The organism is Pseudoxanthomonas sp. SGNA-20 (assembly GCF_003931635.1).
Classification (GTDB): Bacteria; Pseudomonadota; Gammaproteobacteria; order Xanthomonadales; family Xanthomonadaceae; genus Pseudoxanthomonas.
In genome coordinates this window covers 1056115-1073788 of the sequence record NZ_RRYK01000001.1, presented here as the reverse complement: position 1 = coordinate 1073788, position 17674 = coordinate 1056115, and the positions used below count along the sequence as shown (strand labels likewise).

At 70.9% G+C, this 17674-nt stretch carries 19 protein-coding genes and 1 riboswitch; of the genes, 12 read left to right on the top strand and 7 right to left on the bottom strand.

From position 1 onward, the window contains the following. Positions 1 to 68: 68 nt before the first annotated feature. The 4 genes from EIM48_RS04795 to EIM48_RS04780 all read left to right on the top strand — a co-directional run bounded on the left by EIM48_RS04795 (position 69) and on the right by EIM48_RS04780 (position 1866). On the top strand, positions 69 to 548 hold the full coding sequence (locus EIM48_RS04795) for an Lrp/AsnC family transcriptional regulator (protein ID WP_019397422.1): 480 nt from the start codon (positions 69 to 71) through the stop codon (positions 546 to 548). A 31-nt stretch (positions 549 to 579) separates the two neighbouring features. Next, entirely contained in the window at positions 580 to 984 is a 405-nt protein-coding gene (locus tag EIM48_RS04790) for a GFA family protein (RefSeq protein WP_125111160.1), read from the top strand. A gap of 95 nt (positions 985 to 1079) precedes the next feature. Next, positions 1080 to 1421 (top strand): hypothetical protein, encoded by a 342-nt coding sequence (locus tag EIM48_RS04785; RefSeq protein ID WP_125111159.1) that lies wholly within the window; start codon positions 1080 to 1082, stop codon positions 1419 to 1421. 52 nt (positions 1422 to 1473) lie between these two features. Beyond that, complete coding sequence (locus EIM48_RS04780) at positions 1474 to 1866, top strand: hypothetical protein (protein WP_125111158.1); 393 nt, start codon at positions 1474 to 1476, stop codon at positions 1864 to 1866. Positions 1867 to 1978: 112 nt separating this feature from the next. On the opposite strand, the gene EIM48_RS04775 is transcribed toward EIM48_RS04780, so the two are convergent. The 5 genes from EIM48_RS04775 to EIM48_RS04755 all read right to left on the bottom strand — a co-directional run bounded on the left by EIM48_RS04775 (position 1979) and on the right by EIM48_RS04755 (position 6792). Then, positions 1979 to 3001, bottom strand: coding sequence for a TIGR00266 family protein (locus EIM48_RS04775; protein WP_125111157.1), 1023 nt, complete (start codon positions 2999 to 3001; stop codon positions 1979 to 1981). A gap of 98 nt (positions 3002 to 3099) precedes the next feature. Continuing rightward, positions 3100 to 3963 carry a phosphatase PAP2 family protein gene (locus EIM48_RS04770; RefSeq protein ID WP_028914314.1) on the bottom strand — a complete coding sequence of 288 codons (864 nt, stop codon included), beginning with the start codon at positions 3961 to 3963 and terminating at the stop codon, positions 3100 to 3102. An 84-nt stretch (positions 3964 to 4047) separates the two neighbouring features. Next, positions 4048 to 4827, bottom strand: coding sequence for a rhomboid family intramembrane serine protease (locus EIM48_RS04765; RefSeq protein WP_039730770.1), 780 nt, complete (start codon positions 4825 to 4827; stop codon positions 4048 to 4050). A gap of 245 nt (positions 4828 to 5072) precedes the next feature. Further along, complete coding sequence (gene queF, locus EIM48_RS04760; protein WP_019397429.1) at positions 5073 to 5891, bottom strand: NADPH-dependent 7-cyano-7-deazaguanine reductase QueF; 819 nt, start codon at positions 5889 to 5891, stop codon at positions 5073 to 5075. Between the two features lie 43 nt (positions 5892 to 5934). Continuing rightward, the gene (locus EIM48_RS04755; RefSeq protein WP_026010252.1) at positions 5935 to 6792 is read right to left on the bottom strand and encodes an EamA family transporter; all 858 of its coding nucleotides are present in this window, start codon (positions 6790 to 6792) and stop codon (positions 5935 to 5937) included. A gap of 93 nt (positions 6793 to 6885) precedes the next feature. Between EIM48_RS04755 and EIM48_RS04750 the strand changes: the two genes are divergently transcribed. Together EIM48_RS04750 and zapE are read left to right on the top strand one after the other, a co-directional pair. Beyond that, on the top strand, positions 6886 to 7551 hold the full coding sequence (locus EIM48_RS04750; protein WP_028914316.1) for an alpha/beta hydrolase: 666 nt from the start codon (positions 6886 to 6888) through the stop codon (positions 7549 to 7551). Then, positions 7548 to 8684 carry a cell division protein ZapE gene (zapE, locus tag EIM48_RS04745; RefSeq protein ID WP_028914317.1) on the top strand — a complete coding sequence of 379 codons (1137 nt, stop codon included), beginning with the start codon at positions 7548 to 7550 and terminating at the stop codon, positions 8682 to 8684. Before EIM48_RS04750 ends, zapE begins: the two co-directional genes overlap by 4 nt. Positions 8685 to 8687: 3 nt before the next feature. Here zapE and EIM48_RS04740 read toward each other — a convergent pair whose 3' ends face one another. Then, a complete protein-coding gene (locus EIM48_RS04740) occupies positions 8688 to 9299 on the bottom strand; it encodes a DUF998 domain-containing protein (protein ID WP_233581627.1) in 612 nt (203 codons plus the stop codon). Positions 9300 to 9412: 113 nt separating this feature from the next. Further along, a riboswitch (cobalamin riboswitch) is annotated at positions 9413 to 9626 on the top strand. A gap of 176 nt (positions 9627 to 9802) precedes the next feature. Here EIM48_RS04740 and EIM48_RS04735 point away from each other — a divergent pair. The 5 genes from EIM48_RS04735 to EIM48_RS04715 all read left to right on the top strand — a co-directional run bounded on the left by EIM48_RS04735 (position 9803) and on the right by EIM48_RS04715 (position 14865). After that, the gene (locus EIM48_RS04735) at positions 9803 to 12244 is read left to right on the top strand and encodes a ribonucleoside-diphosphate reductase subunit alpha (RefSeq protein ID WP_125109162.1); all 2442 of its coding nucleotides are present in this window, start codon (positions 9803 to 9805) and stop codon (positions 12242 to 12244) included. A gap of 163 nt (positions 12245 to 12407) precedes the next feature. After that, positions 12408 to 13472, top strand: coding sequence for a ribonucleotide-diphosphate reductase subunit beta (locus tag EIM48_RS04730; protein ID WP_125109161.1), 1065 nt, complete (start codon positions 12408 to 12410; stop codon positions 13470 to 13472). Positions 13473 to 13604: 132 nt separating this feature from the next. Continuing rightward, positions 13605 to 14081, top strand: a complete 477-nt coding sequence (locus EIM48_RS04725) for a flavodoxin (RefSeq protein ID WP_125109250.1) — start codon at positions 13605 to 13607, stop codon at positions 14079 to 14081. Then, positions 14053 to 14379: a thioredoxin family protein gene (locus tag EIM48_RS04720; protein ID WP_125111156.1), complete on the top strand. Its 327-nt coding sequence runs from the start codon at positions 14053 to 14055 to the stop codon at positions 14377 to 14379. Before EIM48_RS04725 ends, EIM48_RS04720 begins: the two co-directional genes overlap by 29 nt. A gap of 69 nt (positions 14380 to 14448) precedes the next feature. After that, a complete protein-coding gene (locus EIM48_RS04715) occupies positions 14449 to 14865 on the top strand; it encodes an acyl-CoA thioesterase (protein ID WP_019397438.1) in 417 nt (138 codons plus the stop codon). On the opposite strand, the gene EIM48_RS04710 is transcribed toward EIM48_RS04715, so the two are convergent. Further along, positions 14862 to 15056, bottom strand: coding sequence for an oxidoreductase-like domain-containing protein (locus EIM48_RS04710; protein ID WP_026010254.1), 195 nt, complete (start codon positions 15054 to 15056; stop codon positions 14862 to 14864). The two genes, EIM48_RS04715 and EIM48_RS04710, sit on opposite strands and share 4 nt — an antisense overlap. Before the next feature lie 351 nt (positions 15057 to 15407). Here EIM48_RS04710 and EIM48_RS15705 point away from each other — a divergent pair, with 351 nt between their 5' ends. Then, complete coding sequence (locus EIM48_RS15705) at positions 15408 to 17651, top strand: methyl-accepting chemotaxis protein (protein WP_125111155.1); 2244 nt, start codon at positions 15408 to 15410, stop codon at positions 17649 to 17651. The last annotated feature ends 23 nt before the right edge of the window (positions 17652 to 17674 follow it).

The following is a 17674-nucleotide window of genomic DNA, read 5'->3' as shown; positions in this document are numbered from 1 at the left end:
GCAAAGTTGCGGATATCCCGGCGCCTGGCGCAATGTTGTTGCGTCACAACCGTGGTGCAATGCAACGAATGGCCGCCACCGTCGAACTCGACCGCACCGACCTGCGCCTGCTGGCCCTGCTGCAACAGGAAGGCCGCGCCGCCAATGCCGAACTGGCGGCGCGGGTGAACCTCAGCCCCTCGGCCTGCCTGCGCCGGATCCAGCGGCTGGAGGCCTCCGGGGTGGTCACCGGCTACGGTGCGCGCCTGGACCCGCGCGCGCTGGGCCTGGGCCTGCAGGCCTTCGTCCGGGTGCAGCTGGAGAAGCACGGCACGCCCGGCATCGACCGCTTCGTCGCCCATGTGCAGGACTGGGAGGAGGTGGTGGCCTGCCATGCCCTGACCGGCGACATGGACTACCTGCTGCACGTCTACGTCGAGGACCTGGAGCACTTCTCGCGCTTCCTGCTCGACCGCCTGCTCAACAACACCGGGGTGGCCGACGTGAACTCCAGCTTCGTGCTGCGCACCGTGAAGGAATCCCGCGGCCTGCCACTGCCGCGGCGCTAAGGTGGCGGCAACCTGCCCGGCGGGAGTTGCCATGTACAAGGTCATCGGAGGCGTGCCGATCCAGCCGGTGCACCGCGCCAGCTGCCACTGCGGCGCGGTGCGGCTGGAGGTGGAACTGCCGGACGGCGTGGTCGACCCGCGCCGCTGCGACTGCTCGCTGTGCCGGCGCAAGGGCACGATCGTGGCCACCGTGCCGCTGCACCGCCTGCGCGTGGCCGCCGGCCGGGAGCACCTGCGCCTGTACCAGTTGAACACCATGACCGCGCGCCACTGGTTCTGCGGCATATGCGGCATCCACACCCACCACCAGCGGCGCTCGGACCCGAACGAGTACGGGCTCAACGTCGCCTGCCTGGAGGGCATCAATCCTTTCGACCTGGGCGAGGTGCCGACCAGCGACGGCATCAACCATCCCTCCGACCGCGCGCCCGGCTGAGCGTCCCGGGGGATGGCCGACGGCACGGGTGTGCGGCGCCTTGCAGCGTCGATAATCCCCTGCCCCGGTCCGTGGGCACAGGCAAGGGGGACGCCATGAAGCCGTTGCTGTTGACCGCCGCAGCCACCCTGCTGCTGGCTTCCTGCGCCAGCGCATGGCCGGATCGCGCCGACCCGGGCGCAATCACCGACCTGCCCCCGCGCTTCCAGGTCCTCGACGCCGCTACCGGCGCCACCTCGCCGGTGGCCGGGCCGGCCTGCCGCAGCCCGCTGCTGGATCCGCGCGACGGCACCCGCCTGCGCCTGCTGCGCTCCACCGGCGGCCTGGGCGACTACACGCCGGAAACGACGCCGCGCTACGGCCTGTCCGCGCGCCAGGCGCTGCGCATCGACTGCAATACCGGCATCGCCATCGGCGCGGTGCCCGGGCCGCGGTGACGCTGCCTTGCGGCGCGAGTTGGCTCCAGGTGCCAGGCAGCAGGTCGGGTCAGTGCGCGACCGGAAGGTTCCAGTTCTCGGCCTCCTGTCCGCAGCGTTGTTTGCGGCGCTCTGGTGGCTCAAGTTCGTAGGCACCGAAGGACAGGCGCCATCGCGGGCACTGGTGGTCAGCTTCGTGCTGGCGCTGCTGCATGGCTGGCCGGCCCTGTTTGCCTTGATGCGCAGCCCCGGGGCCGGTCCGTTCGGCCGCTCGGTGCGTGCGGCCTTGATCGTGCTGGCGCCTGTCGCCGTCATGCTGGCGCTTGCCGCTTGCGACGTCCTGCTGCCGGCGGCGGCGTGGCCGGATACGGCCACTGGCATCTGGCTGTTCTGCCAGCTTGTTGTGGTGCCGGCGTGCTGGGCACTCGCGCGCCTGGACTTTGCACGCCGTCGCTCGTCGGCCTGACGCTTCACCCGGTCAGGTGCAGCAGGACGCGTGGCGCGCTCCCGTCGTCCTGCGGGCAGGACGAAGGGAGCCAATGACGCCGGCGCGGATGGGGCGGCCGCGCCGCGTGGTGTCAGAAGCGGTTGTCGCCGTCCAGGATGCGGCCCAGCCCGCCCAGCACCGAGCCTTCGCCGCGATTCTGGCCGCCGGCCTGCGGCGCGGCCTGCAGCATGCGTCCGGCCAGGCGCGAGAACGGCAGCGACTGCAGCCAGACCTTGCCCGGTCCGGTCAGGGTGGCCAGGAACACGCCCTCGCCGCCAAACAGCATGCTCTTGATGCCGCCGACCGGGCGCACGTCCATGCTGACGCTGGCGTGGTAGCCGACCACGCAGCCGGTATCCACGTCGATGCGCTCGCCGGCGGCCAGCTCGCGCTCGACCACGCAGCCGCCGGCATGGATGAACACCCAGCCGTCGCCCTCGAGCTTCTGCATGATGAAGCCCTCGCCGCCGAACAGGCCGGTGAGGATGCGGCGCTGGAAATGCACGCCGACCTGCACGCCGCGCGCGCCGGCCAGGAAGCTGTCCTTCTGGCAGATGATGCGGCCGCCGTGCTCGTCCAGCTTCATCGCCAGCACCGTGCCCGGGTAGGGCGCGGCGAAGGCCACCTTGGCCTTGCCGCTGCCGGTGTGGGTGAACATGGTGGTGAACAGGCTCTCGCCGGTGATCACGCGCTTGCCGGCCGACAGCAGCTTGTCCATGAAGCCGCCCTGTCCCTGGTGCGAGCCGTCGCCGAAGAGGGTGTCCATCTGCACCGCGGCGTCCTTGAACATCAGCGCGCCGGCCTCGGCGATCGCGCTCTCGCCCGGGTCCAGTTCGATCTCGACGAACTGCATCTCCTGGCCGTGGATGCGGAACTCGATCTCGTCGGCGCGGCCGCGGCCGGCATTGCGCGGCAGCGGCGGCGGCGTGGCGGCCGGGTCGCCGGGCACGCCGTCGACCAGCTCGGCGATGTTGCGCACCGGCAGCCAGTCGCCCATGCCCTCGCGCCAGGCCAGCAGGCCGGGGTTGCGCGCGGCCTCGGCGCGCGCGCTGTCGGTGTCCATGGGGCCGAGGCGGCGGTTGCTCGCGGGGTCGTGCAGGTACCACTGGGTCATGGCGGCCTCCTGGGGGAATCGCGGGCCGAGTCTAGGACCGCGCGCCGGGATGCGCAGGTGCCGGATGTCAGCCCGGCACCAGGGGCCACGCCCGGTGTTCAGCCGGGGTTGGCGGCCACCTGCAGCACCGCGGCTTCGGCGGCGCAGTCGCGTTGCGGTACGCGGCCGGCGGCGCGCGCGGCAGCGAGCTCGCGGCGCGCGGCGGCCAGGTCGGCCTGGAACGCCGGCTCGGCCTGCAGCCGGGCGAAGGTGGCCATGCCCATGAAGCGGCCCTCGACCACGTCGCTGGTCCAGTGCACGTTGCACACCACCCGGCTCTCGCCGAAGGCGCGGCCGCGCGCCAGCAGGGCATCGCTGTGGCCCGGCGCGGCCTGCGCCAGCACCAGCGACCACAGCGTGCCGATCGCGGTATGCCCGGAGGGATAGGAACCACTGTGCGCCAGGCGTGCCTCGTCCTGCGGGGTGCAGGTGGGCGCGTGGTTGGCCAGGAACGGCCGCGGGCGCTTGTAGTGGTCCTTGGCCTTGCGGGTGGAGCGGGAAGCATCGGCCAGGCTGCGGCGCAGCAGGCGCCAGGTGGCCGGGGTGTGTTGCAGGTCGATCTCCACGCCCAGGGCGCAGGCGAACAGCGGCGCGGCCTGCGGGAACTGCAGCTCCGCGTCCACCGCGGCCTGGGCGAAGCGCGGGGTACCGTGCAGCGCCAGCGCCGCTTGCATGCGCGCCTGGTCCAGCGCGGCCGCTTCTCCGGACGGCGGCGGCGGCAGCAGGGCCAGGCTGTCCGGCACGGCGGCGTCGGGCAGGTAGCCGATGGCCCAGCCGGGCCGGCTTTCCGGCACGCCGTCGGCGGCCAGTGCGGGCGCGGGCGGGGTGGGGCGCGCGCTGCACGCGGCCAGCGCGGCGCCAAGCAGGACGGGAACCAGGGCCCGCCGCCAGCGGGCCGGCGCGGGGGCGGAAGCGGAAGGCATGGGAGGTCCTGCGCAGGGGAACGGGCCGCCGATTATCCGCGGCCCACCGTGGGCGCGGATGTGCGGGCGGTCATGCCGCCGGGCTCAGGGCTCCGCGGGAGGTCCGCGCCGCGGCGGCGGGAAGCGCAGCACCACGCCGCGCACCGGTGGCCGACGGTGCCACAGCACCGGCACGTCGCGCGGCGGCGGGGGTTCCAGGGTGTCGGCGTCGGTGCCGGCCTGGGGGGAGCCGGCGTCCTCCTCTTCGTCCTCCCAGCTGTAGCGCGGGCGTGGCGGCAGCGGGTCCGCGCGCCACCACAGCAGGCCGGCGAGCAGGCCTGCCAGCGCCCCGCCCAGGTGCGACTGCCACGACACCCCGGGCTCGTGCGGGAGCACGGTCACCAGCATGCTGCCGTAGAACAGGAAGCCGATCATGCCGGCGGCGATCGAGGCGCGGTCGCGCCGGCGCAGGCCCAGCACGGCGACCATGAACATCAGGCCATGGGTCAGGCCGCTGGCGCCGAGGTGGCGGCTGCCCGGATCGCCCAGCAGCCAGGCGCCCAGGCCCGAGCCCAGCCACAGCAGCGGCAGTGCGCGCAGGGTGGCGCGCGGATACACCGCGCCGGCGAGGGTGCCGAGGATCAGGATCGCGCCGGCATTGGCGCCCAGGTGCTCCGGCGAGCCGTGCAGCAACGGCGCGGCGAGCAGGCCGATCCACTGGCCGATGTCGCGCGGCGCCACTGCCAGGGCGCGCACGTCCAGCCCGGGCTGGGAAACGAACACCACCAGCAGCAGGAACACGAAGGCCAGGCTGGCGTTGAAGGCGCGCAGGATCCTGCGCCGGTCGCTGCCGGCCTGGGGCATGGGTTCGGTAGGGGCGTCCATGAACCCTGCATGGCGCCTGCCTGGCGCCGAATCAACCGGGTCCGGACAAAAAGAAGGGCGCGGGAGGGCGCGCCCAAGGAGTCACTCACCCTGCCGGGAGAGAGAGAAGGCAGCACCGGGAGAGCCCGGTCGCCGGGTCCGGCGGCCACCCTGCCAGGCGCCGGACCAATGCACGGCGCAACGTTGTCACAGGCGTCGTTAACGTTTCATCTGTGACCCGTGAAGCCGGCATTGGGCGGCCGCGGTTACTGCCGCAAGTCGCGTAGCGGCGCCGGCGCCGGCTGCCCCGGGGTGGCGCGCCAGGGGTTGATGTCCAGGCCGCCGCGGCGGGTATAGCGCGCCTCCACTGACAGCCACTGCGGCCGGCAGCGGGCCAGCACGTCCAGGAAGATCTGCTCCACGCACTGCTCGTGGAAGCCGGCATGCTCGCGGTAGCCGGCCAGGTAGCGCAGCAGGCTGCCGCGGTCGATGCGCGGGCCGCGGTAGCGCAGGTGCACGCTGCCCCAGTCCGGCTGGCCGGTCACCGGGCAGTTGGACTTGAGCAGGCCCGAGTGCAGGTATTCCTCGGCCACCTCGGCCGGATCGGCGCGCAGCACTTCCGCCTGCGGCGGGCCGTAGTGGTCGATGTCCACGTCGGCATCGTCGATGCTGGCGCCTTCGGCGCCTGCCGCCATCGGCGGCAGGCCGAACTCCACCCGCACCGCGGCGCCGGCCGCCTGCGACAGGTCCGCGGCGATGCGTGCGCGCAGCGCGCCGGCATCGGCGAAGCGCTCGCCGTTGAGCGAGTTGAGGTACAGCTTGAACGACTTGGACTCGACCAGGCAGGGCGAATCGGCCGGCACCAGCACGGTCGCGGTGGCCGCCTGCGGGCGGCCGCGGCCGTCCAGCCAGCCCAGTTCGTAGGCATGCCAGCGGTCGTGGCCGGTGAATGGCAGCGCCGCGCCTGCCTGCAGGCCCAGTTCGGCGCGGGCGCCGGCGCGCGGGATCGGGAACAGCAGCGTCGGGTCGTAGCGGGTCGGGTAGGCGACCTCGCGGCCGAGGCTGGAATCGTGCGGGGTATTCATCGGCACATTCTAGGGAAGCGCGCCTGCACGGCGCTTGTCCGCCTCAGCGCGGCGCCAGCGCGATCAGGGCGATGGCGGCGATGGCCAGGGCGATGGCGGCGCGGTTGAGCCGGGAGGTGGGTTCGCCGAAGGCCAGCACGCCGACCAGGGTGCCGGCCACGACCACGCCGATGTTCATGGTCGCGAACACCGTGGCCGGGCTGTCCGGCAGCGCCTGGTGGGCGCGCACGTAGAACACGATGTTGCCGAAGTTGAGCAGCCCCAGGGCCAGGCCCGCGGCGGCGTGGCGCAGCCCCGGGCGCATGCCTTGCGCCAGCATCCGCCACAGCTGCCAGGCGGACATGCCGAAGAACGCCAGCACGAAGGCCACCAGCAGCGCGGCCGATGCCGGGGTGCCGGCCATGGCCAGGCGCTTGAGCACCACGTCGACCACGGCGAAGCCGGCCCATACCGCCAGCAGCAGGAGCCAGCCGCGACTGCCGGAGGGCGCACCGGCCGGGCGTGCCAGGATGCCCAGCACCGCCAGCAGGCCCAGGCCGAGGCCGGCCAGCTTCATCGCCCCGGCGCGCTCACCGAAGAACACGAAGGCCGCGGCCAGCGACAGCAGCAACGACAGCCGCTGGGCCACGTCGGTGCGCACGATGCCGGCGTGGCGCACCGCCGCGGCCAGCACCAGGAACAGGGTCGGCAGCAGCGCCGCCAGCACCAGCAGCGCACCCCAGGGTGCGCCAGGCTGGTGCAGGGCGGCCGCCGGCGGCTTGAGCAGCCAGGCCGACAGCAGGGCCGCGGCCAGGTAGTTCCAGGTGACCATCTGGCCCACGTCCCAGCCGCGGCGCGGCGCCAGCTTCAGCAGCACCGAGACCAGGACGCTGCAGGTCACGCTGAGCAGGAGGAAATGCATGCGCGGGGAGGCGGGCGGGAAGGCGCCATTGTCGCCGAGCGGCGGGCGCGGCAGCCACACCGGCGCCGCGCGGCCGGTCTGTATCATGTACGCATGACCGCAAGCGCCTTCCCCGACGAGTCGACCACCCTGATGCTGCCCGGCCCGGCCGGCGCGCTGGAGGTGGCCGTGGACCTGCCCGAACCGGGCGACGCCCGCCCGCTGGTGGCGGTGGTCTGCCACCCGCTGCCGACCGAGGGTGGGACCATGCACAACAAGGTGGTGACCATGGTCGCGCGCGCGCTGCGCGAGCTGGGCGCGACTACGGTGCGCTTCAACTTCCGCGGCACCGGCGCCTCCGAGGGCGAGTTCGACCGCGGCGTCGGCGAGCGCGAGGACCTGCGCGCGGTGGTGGACTGGGTGCGCGCCGCGCGCCCGGGCCAGGCGCTGTGGCTGGCTGGGTTCAGCTTCGGCTCCTACGTCAGCCTGTCCAGCGCCGCCGAGCTGGCGCCCGATGCGCTGATCTCGATCGCGCCGCCGGTGGCCGGACGCGGCTGGGACTTCTCCGGCATCCAGATCCCCGAGGTGCCGTGGCTGGTGGTGCAGGGCGACCAGGACGAGATCGTCGACCCGCAGGCGGTGTACGACTGGATCGATTCGCTGCCGCGCAAACCGCAGCTGGTGCGCATGCCCGAGACCAGCCACTTCTTCCACCGCAAGCTGATCGACCTGCGCGGCGCCATCCAGCACGAGGTCAAGGGCTGGCTGTCGCAGGCATGAGCGCAAGCGGCGTGCGCACCCCCTCGCAGGTCTACGCCGAGGGCGCCGCGGCCGGGCGCTGGCGCGACGACCCGGCGCAGCACCCGGCCCTGCGCGAGCTGGACCGCATCCACCAGGCGCTGCTGGCGCCGCCTTCCGGCGGCCTGCTGTCGCGCCTGTTCGCGCGCCCGGCGGCGCCGGTGCGCGGCCTGTACTACTGGGGCGAGGTCGGGCGCGGCAAGACCTTCGTGGTCGACCTGTTCTACGAATCGCTGCCGTTGCCGGTGTACTCGCCGGGCACGGACAAGCCGCAGGTCAGCAACGGCAAGTACCGCACCCACTTCCACCGCTTCATGCGCGGCGTGCACGAGCGCCTGCGCGAGCACGCCGGCGAGGCCGACCCGCTGGCGCACATCGCCCGGCGCTGGCGCGGCGCGCTGAAGGTGCTGGTGCTGGACGAGTTCTTCGTCACCGACATCGGCGACGCCATGCTGCTGGCGCGCCTGCTGGAGCGGATGTTCGCCGAGGGCGTGACCCTGGTGACCACCTCCAACACCGCGCCGGAGAACCTGTACCGCGACGGCCTGCAGCGCGCCAGCTTCCTGCCGGCGATCGACCTGCTGCAGCAGCACTGCACCGTCCTGCGCTCCGATGGCCAGGAGGACTACCGCCTGCGCGCGCTGACCCGTTCCCCGGTGTACCGCGCGCCGCTGGACGAAGGCTCCGACGCCTGGCTGGCCGAGCGCTGGCGCGAGCTGAGCGGTGGCGACGCGGCCCACGCGTGCAACATCGAGATCGACGCGCGCAAGATCCCGGTGCGCGGCCGCGGCAAGAGCATCGCCTGGTTCGACTTCGCCGCGCTGTGCGACGGCCCGCGCGGCACCACCGACTACATCGAGATCGCGCGCGAGTTCAACACCGTGCTGCTGGGCGGCATCCCGCGCATGGGCGCGGTGAACGAGGACGCGGCACGGCGCTTCGTCAACCTGGTTGACGAGCTGTACGACCGCCAGGTCAACCTGGTGTGCACCGCCGACGCGGCCCCGCCGCAACTGTACGAAGGCCAGCGCCTGGGCGGCGCGTTCGAGCGCACCGCTTCGCGCCTGATCGAGATGCAGAGCGCCGAGTACCTGGCCACCCCGCACCGCGCCTGAGCCTCAGCGCGGCGCCGTGCGCAGGCGCCAGGCGCACAGCCACAGCCAGGACAGGTACAGCGCGACCACCGCTTTCTGCGAGGCCCCGCGCGGCAGCTCGCGCCACAACGCGTGCAGCCACAGCCCGGCGAAGGCCAGCAGCGCCAGCAGCAGCGCCGCCAGGGCCCGTCCGCGCCAGTGCGGATCGCGGTGCAGCGCAGCGGACTGCAGCAGCATGCCGCTGCCGACCAGCAGGAACGCGGCCATCGCCGCGATGCGGTGGACCAGCGCCTCCAGGTCGTCCACCGGGTACCCGGGTGCCGGTCCCGGCCAGGCGGCGGTGGCCGCCAGCGCCAGCGCGCCGCCGCACAGCAGCACGGGCACCAGCGCGTAGCGCGCCCACGGCTCCAGCGTGCGCCGCAGTTCCAGCGCCAGCAGCACGATGCCCAGGGCCAGGCCGTAGTACGCCGCGCGCAGCCACGCGCTCCAGGCACCGGACAGGTACAGGCTCAGCGGCGCCAGCCAGGGGTCGTATTCCGGGCGCAGCGCCTGCACCGCCACCGCGGCCAGCAGGAAGTGGGCGAGGCTGCCCAGCACCAGGGTGCTGGCCACGGACCTGGGGTCGGGGGCAGGCATGCGCATGCCGGCAGTGTCGCAAATGCGCGGGGCTGGCGCAGGCGGCGGCCCGGACGAGTCCGCCAACAGGGTACCTGTTCCGAGATATGGGGTTGCCATGATCCTGGTACCCCACTATCTTGTGTCGCGTCGGTACCCGCGCCGCGGCGCGGGTTTAAAAGGGAAGTCCGGTGGGCCGCAAGGCGAATCCGGCACTGCCCCGCAGCGGTAACCGGAAACGAACCCGCACCAACGCACTGGGCCAGGGCCTGGGAAGCGGCGGAAGTAGGCGGAGGGAAACCTCCACGTCCGGAAGTCCGAAGACCTGCCGACAGCCGCGCCAAGCACACCGCGCGGTGCCGGTCACGGAATCCCCGGAGGGGGGAAGACTGGCGAAGCAGGGTCCGCCGCAGCCGCGCTGCGTCGCGGCCGTTGCGACGCTGCCTTCGCATCCTCCGCATCCGCACCGGATCCGCGTTCCCCGAGGGAGGGACGCGGGGTGCATCACGCCACGGAGGATGCGCATGACATCCCAGGACACCCCCTCACTGGTCGCCGACGCGGCCCCGGCCACCGCGGCCATGGCCGCCACCGGCGACGCGCTTGCCGACGCCCCGGTTCCCACCCCGGCCGCCGTGCGCGCGGCCGCACCGGCCCCGCCGCCGGCAGCCACCACCTGGATCACCAAGGAGGCCGGCAACCGCCGCCTGCCATTCGACCCGGCGCGCCTGGAGCGCAGCATCGATGCCATCCACGCCGAGTTCCCGCAGCTTGAGATCGACGGCTACAAGCGCGCGGTACTGGGCTTCGTCGCGCGCAAGCAAGCGCTGTCGGCCGACGACCTGGTCGACCACCTGATCCGCGAGGCGGAGGCGCGCGTGGACCTGGCCGCGCCGGAATGGGAGTACTTCGCCGCGCGCCTGTACCTGCGCCGCCTGTACAAGCGCGCCAGCCGCAACCGCTTCTACGACGTGGCACAGAAGTACGGTTCCTATGTCGGCCTGCAGGAGAGCCTGGCCGACCGCGGCATCTATTCCAACGACATCCTGCGCGCCTATTCCAAGGAGGAGCTGGAGGAGGCCGGCCGCCTGGTCGACCCGGAGCGGGACAAGCTGTTCACCTACAACGGCCTGTACCTGCTGGCGACCCGCTACCTGGCCACCGACGCGGCGCGCAACGTCTACGAGCTGCCGCAGGAGCGCTGGCTGACCATCGCGCTGTACCTGATGCAGGACGAAAAGCCCCGTGAGCGACGCATGCAGCTGGTGGGCGAGGCGTACTGGGCGCTGTCCAACCTGTACATGACCGTGGCCACCCCGACCCTGCAGAACGCGGGCAAGGTCGGCGGGCAGCTGTCCAGCTGCTTCATCGACACCGTCGACGACAGCCTGCAGGGCATCTACGACTCCAACACCGACATCGCCCGCGTGTCCAAGGGCGGCGGCGGCGTGGGCGCATACCTGGGCTACGTGCGCGCCGCCGGCGCGCCGATCCGCGGCGTGCCCAACTCCTCCGGCGGCGTGGTGCCGTGGATCAAGCAGCTCAACAACACCGCCGTCTCGGTGGACCAGCTGGGCCAGCGCAAGGGCGCGGTGGCGGTGTACCTGGACATCTGGCACCGCGACATCGAGGCGTTCCTCGACCTGCGCCTCAACAACGGCGACCAGCGCCTGCGCGCGCACGACGTATTCACCGCGGTGTGCATCCCGGACCTGTTCATGGAGGCGGTGGAGCGGCGCGGCGACTGGTACCTGTTCGACCCGCACGAGGTGAAGCAGGCCAAGGGCTGGTACCTGCAGGACTTCTACGACGAAAAGCGCGGCGAGGGCAGCTTCCGCAGCAAGTACCAGGAGCTGGTCGAGGACGAGCGCATCGGCCGCAGGACGGTCAAGGCGATCGACCTGTTCAAGCGGATCATGGTCTCGCAGCTGGAGACCGGCAACCCGTTCATGTTCTACCGCGACGAGGTCAACCGGAAGAACCCAAACAAGCACTGCGGCATGGTGTACTCGTCCAACCTGTGCACCGAGATCCTCCAGAACCAGAGTCCGACCCGGATGATCCAGGAGGTCATCTCCGGCAACCAGATCGTGACCACCAGGCAGGCTGGCGACTTCGTGGTCTGCAACTTGTCCTCGATCAACCTGGGCCGCGCGGTGGTCCAGGCCGAGGGCCAGAGCGACCTGATCAGCGACGTGCTCGAGCGCCTGGTACCGATCCAGGTGCGCATGCTCGACAACGTCATCGACCTCAACCAGCTGCCGGTGCCGCAGGCGACCATCACCAACCGCAAGTACCGCGCGATCGGCCTGGGCACCTTCGGCTGGCACCACCTGCTTGCACTCAAGGGCATCCACTGGGATTCGAAGGAGGCCGAGGACTACAGCGACGCGCTGTACGAGCGGATCAACCGCCTGGCGATCCAGGCCAGCATGGAGCTGGCGAAGGAAAAGGGCACCTACCCGGCCTTCCCTGGCAGCGACTGGCACACCGGCGCCTACTTCCGCGAACGCGGCTACAACTCGCCCGAGTGGCTGGACCTAGCCGCTCAGGTGGCGGTCAACGGCCTGCGCAACGGCTGGCTGCTGGCGGTGGCGCCGAACATGTCCACCGCGCAGATCGCCGGCTCCAGCGCCTCGATCGACCCGGTCTACTCGGCGTTCTACTACGAGGAAAAGAAGGACTACCGGCGCCCGGTGGCCGCACCCGGCCTGTCGCTGGAAACCTGGCCCTACTACGAGAAGGGCGCGTGGAAGGTGGACCAGTTCGCCTCGGTGCGGCAGAACGCGCGCCGCCAACGCCACGTGGACCAGGCAATCAGCTTCAACCTCTACGTACCTTCCTCGATCCGCGCTTCGGTGCTGCTGGAGCTGCACCTGGAGGCTTGGCGGCAGGGGCTGAAGACGACGTACTACGTGCGCTCGAACGATATCGACGTGGCCGAGTGCGAGTGGTGCAGTAGCTGACCGCGCGTTCGCCCTTGTCAGCTTCCACGGTTCGCGCTGCGAACCGCGGGCCCCGCTCATCAGCCTCCACACCCTTGCGCCTTCGGCGCGCCCCCCTGACTCAGGGGGGCTTTCCTCCAGAATGCTGGTTGCGGTCGGCAACCAGCAGAGAGAGAGAACGACCATGAATACTGTTGCCGCACCGCGTACTGCCACCCGGCTGGACCGCATCCGCATCCTCGAGCCGCGCCATCCCAACCGTTCGACCGGAATCATCAACGGCACCACCTCGGGCATCCTCAACTGGAACGACATCCCCTACCCGTCGTTCTACCGCGCCTACAAGGAGCTCTCGACCAACTTCTGGATCCCGGACGAGGTCGACATGAAGGGCGACGCGCGCCAGTACGGCGAGCTGTCGGCGCGCGAGAAGAACGCCTTCGACTCGATCATCGGCCTGCTGGCCACCTTGGATTCGCCGCAGACCCGCTTCATCTACAACGTGGCCGAGTACATCACCGATCCGGCGGCGCATGCCAACGCGGCGATCATCGGCCAGCAGGAAGTGATCCACAACGAGAGCTACAGCTACGTGCTGGCCTCGATCACCGACCTGGCCAACCAGAACCGCGTGTTCGAGATCGCGCGAACCCACCCGACCATCCTGCGCCGCAACGCGCCGATCATGGCCGCGTACGAGGACTTCATGCGCGAGAAGACCGCCGAGACCCTGCTGCGCGCGCTGATCCAGTCCTCGATCCTGGAAGGCATCAACTTCTATTCCGGCTTTGCCTACTTCTACAACCTGGTGCGGCAGAACCGGATGGCCGGCACCGGCAAGATCATCAGCTTCATCAACCGCGACGAGCTGGCGCACACCAAGTTCATCAGCGAGGTGATCCGCGCCATCGTCGGCGAGCACCCGGAGCTGCAGACCGACGAGCTGACCGACTACGTGCACGTCGCCTTCCGCCACGCCATCGAGCTGGAGACGCAGTGGACCGGCGAAGTGCTGGACGGGATCGACGGCATCGACGTGGACGAGATGATCCGCTACGTGAAGTACCGCGCCAACAAGATGGCCGGGATGCTGGGCATCGAGTCCCTCTACGCGGAGACCACCGACAACGTCATGCCCTGGATCCGCGCCTACGCCGACAACTTCACCCAGACCAAGACCGACTTCTTCGAGATGCGCAACGCCTCGTACAAGAAGACCAACGCGGACAACGGATTCGATGAGCTGTGAGGCGCGTGATTCGTGATTGGTCATTGGTGATTGGAAAAAGCAAGGCCATCACGCTCCTGCACGAATCACGAATCACGAATCACGAATCACGAATCACGAATGACCAATCACCAGTCACCAATCCCGGCCTTCATGCGCCTCCTGATCGCCTACGCCTCCCTCAGCGGCAACACCCGCGACCTCGCACGGCAGGTGCGTGGGCACTGCGAGGCGCATGGCCACGCCGTGACCTGGCTGGAGGCGGGATTGCACGCGCTGGCCGACGCGGGCGATCCGCGCCATGACCTCTACCTGCTGGGCAGCTGGACCGACAACGGCGGGCGCACGCCGGCGGAGATGAAGCAGTTCATCGCCGACCTGGTCGCGGCCGTGGGCAAGCCGGCCAACGTGGCCGTGTTTGGCACCGGCGAGACCCAGTGGGGCGAGCAGTACTACTGCGGCGCGGTGCGGCGCATCGCCCGCTTCTTCGATTCACCCTTCCCGCGCCTGGAAATCGAGCAGATGCCGCATGGGCAGCGCGATGCGCTGGCCATCGCCCGCTGGACCGACCAGGTGCTGGCCGCCACCGGAGCCGCTGCCCATGCAGATCCTGCACGCCGCCTCGCCTGAGGCCCATGCCGCCGCGCTGGCGGCCCATCCCCGCCTGCTGGTGGACTACTGGAAGGACGCCTGCCCGGGCTGCACCATGCTCGATCTTGCGCTGCGCAGGTTCGCCGCCGAGCCGGCCGCGCAGGGCCTGGTGCTGCTGAAGGTGAAGCTGGAGGAGGTTGGCGAGGACTTCTTCCGCGGCCTGGGCCTGCGCCAGACCCCGACCCTGGCGCTGTTCCGCGATGGGGTGGAGACGGCGCGGCTGCCGGGCTTCCAAGGCCCCGCGCAGCTGGCCGCGGCGGTCGCGGCGTACCTGTAGCCGTCGCCTCACGCGCGCCTTTCCCGGGATCGGCGATGATCGGGCCGGGCCAACAGGGAGAACGCCGCCATGTCCGAAGCCGTCCCCGCCGAAGCGCGCCCCACCGAGGCGCGCCTGATGAACATGGTCTTCCCCGACCACACCAACCACCTGGGCACGCTGTTCGGCGGCCAGGCGCTGGCGTGGATGGACATGGCCTCCTTCATCGTCGCCTCGCGCTACGCGCGTACCACGGTGGTGACCGCGCGCTCGGAGCAGGTGGACTTCAACCAGCCGATCCACAAGGGTGACCTGGTGGAGGTGATCGCGCGCCTGGTGAAGGTGGGCCGCAGCTCGATGAACGTCGAGGTCGAGGTGATCACCGAGAACCTGCTCAGCGGCGAGCGCAAGCTGTGCACCCGCGGGCAGTTCGTGATGATCGCGCTGGATCCGCTGGGCCGGCCGACGCCGGTACCCAAGCTGCCGGCGGGCGCCGCGGCCGATTAGGCCGCCCCGGGATCGATCCCGGGATGGCGCTGTTGCCAGGCGGCCAGCGCCTGGCGGTACTCGTCCAGGGCTTCGGCGTAGAGGTCGTACACGCAGATCGGGCAGCCGCTCTCGCAGCATTCGGACGGCAGCGGCTTTTCCGGGGGCTGCGGCGGTGGATCGTCCGCCGGGAAAACAGGGTCGGGTGGCATCGCGAAAGCGTAGCCGATCACCGTGCCGCGCAGGCAGCCGACCCGGCTGCGCCGCGGACGCCTGTTATTCAGATTTTCGCCACCGATAGTGTGACGAGCTCGGCACTCCCGGCGGCGAAAGACCCTGTGCAACCGCCCGGGCGGCGCTGCGCCGGGCCAAGGGATCGCTACCAATCCGCAGAGACCGTCGATCGTATTGAGGATCTTCATCAGGCCTGCTCAATCGCCGTGCAGCGGGCGCCGATAGATGGGCACACCCGGAACCGCCCGCGCGGCTCCGGGCATCCCCCGACCAGGCGCCCCGGGCGGCTCCGCCGTCCTCCAGCCGCAACAACCTCCCCCGAGGCAGTCATGAACGAGTTCCTCCAACGCTTTACCGTCGGCAAGCGAATGTTCGCCGGCTTTGGCTTCCTGCTGGTGCTGATGGCCGCGATCGCCGTGGTTTCGGCGATGTCCCTCTCCACGCTGGAAAAGCACCTGGAAACCATCGCGGTCGAACGTGTCACCAAGACCGCGCTGGCGAACACGCTGTACGACAGCGCCAACCTGCTCAACATCGACATGCAGGCCATGATCCTCGCCGAGAGCGACGAGGAGCGCCTGGCTGCGCAGCAGCGGATCAAGGAAACGCGCGAGAACTTCGCCGCGACCTACGAAAAGCTGGATGCGATGCCGGCGCGGGAGGAAGGCAAGCGCCTGCTGGCGGCCATCAACAAGGCCCGCCAAGCCGCGGCGCCGCTGAACGACCATGTCGCCGAGCTGGCAATGGAAGGCAGCATCGCCGAGGCCACCACCTACCTCAATGGCGAGGCCGGCGCCGGCCTGAAGGGCTGGCGCGACGCGGTCAGCGCCTATGTCGAGCGTGAAGGCCGGCAGATGAAGGCGGCGCACGAGGAGGCCGTGGTGGCCGCCAACCGTGCCCGCACCGCGCTGTTCGCGGTCCTGGGCATCGCAATCGTCTTCGGGGTGTTTCTGGCGGTGGTGTTCACCCGCAGCCTGACCGGCCCGCTGGGCCTGGCCGCCGCGGCCGCCCGCGACCTGGCTGCAGGCAGGATGGATGGCGCCCGCCTGGTCGGCGGTGCCGATGAGGTCGGTGACGTCCTGCGCGCCGTGCAGGCCACCCGCGAGTCGGTCCAGACCGTGATCGAAGCGACGAAGGAGATGGGCCGCCAGCACGACCTCGGCGCGATCTCCGCGCGCCTGGATCCCAGCGTGGTCCAGGGCGACTACAGCAGCCTGATGGAGGTCGTGAACGCGGTCGTCAACGAGCACGTCCAGGCCGCGCTCACGGCCGGGCGCCTGGCCGGCGCCTACGCCCGCGGCGACCTGCACGACGACTTCCCGCGCGTGCCGGGCGAGAAGGCCGTGCTGATGGAGGCGATGGACGGGGTGAAGGCCAACCTGCTGGCGCTCAGCGAGGAGATCGGCAACCTCAGCACCGCCGCCGTGCATGGCGACTTCAGCCAGCGCGGCGACGAATCCCGCTTCGAGTTCGGCTTCCGTGACATGGTCGCCAACCTCAACCGCCTGATGCAGACCTCCGATACCAGCCTGCAGTCGCTGGCCCAGGTGCTGCAGGCGGTGGCCGATGGCGACCTGACCGTGCGCATGGACGGCGACTACGAGGGCGTGTTCGCGCAGATGCGCGATGCCGCCAACACCACGGTGCAGAACCTGACCAGCATCGTCGGCCGCATCCAGGAGGCTTCCGGCAGCATCAACACCGCCGCCGCCGAGATCTCCCAGGGCAACGCCGACCTGGCCCGTCGCACCGAGCAGCAGGCCGCCAACCTGGAGGAAACCGCCGCCTCGATGGAGGAGCTGACCTCCACCGTCAAGCAGAACGCCGAGCATGCGCGCCAGGCCAACCAGCTGGCCATCGGCGCGGCCGACGTCGCCTCGCAGGGCGGCGCGGTGGTCGGCGAGGTGGTGCAGACCATGACCGCCATCGAGGATTCCTCGAAGAAGATCGCCGACATCATCTCGGTGATCGACGGCATCGCCTTCCAGACCAACATCCTGGCGCTCAACGCCGCGGTGGAAGCGGCGCGCGCCGGCGAGCAGGGCCGCGGCTTCGCCGTGGTCGCCTCCGAGGTGCGCACCCTGGCCCAGCGTTCGGCCGGCGCGGCCAAGGAGATCAAGCAGCTGATCGACGACTCGGTGGGCAAGGTCGCCAATGGTTCGGCGCTGGTGCAGAAGGCCGGCACCACCATGGGCGAGATCGTGGCCAGCGTGCACCGGGTGACCGACATCATGTCCGAGATCTCGGCCGCCTCGCAGGAGCAGACCGCGGGCATCGAGCAGGTCAGCCAGACCGTGGTGCAGATGGACGAGACCACCCAGCAGAACGCCGCGCTGGTGGAGGAGGCTTCCGCCGCGGCCCGCTCGATGGCCGAGCAGGCCGGGCAGCTGGTCGAGGCCGTGGCGGTGTTCCGCCTGGCCGATGGCCTGGGCCAGTCCGCGCTGCGCGCGCCGGCGCACAGGCGCCCGGCGGTGGCAGCGGCCCGGCCAGCGCCTGCGGCGCGCCCGCGCGCGGCCGCGGCGGCGCCGGTGGCGGCGGCGACCGCCGACGACGGCGAGTGGCAGGAGTTCTGATCCCCCGCGTTCCGGAAGGCCGT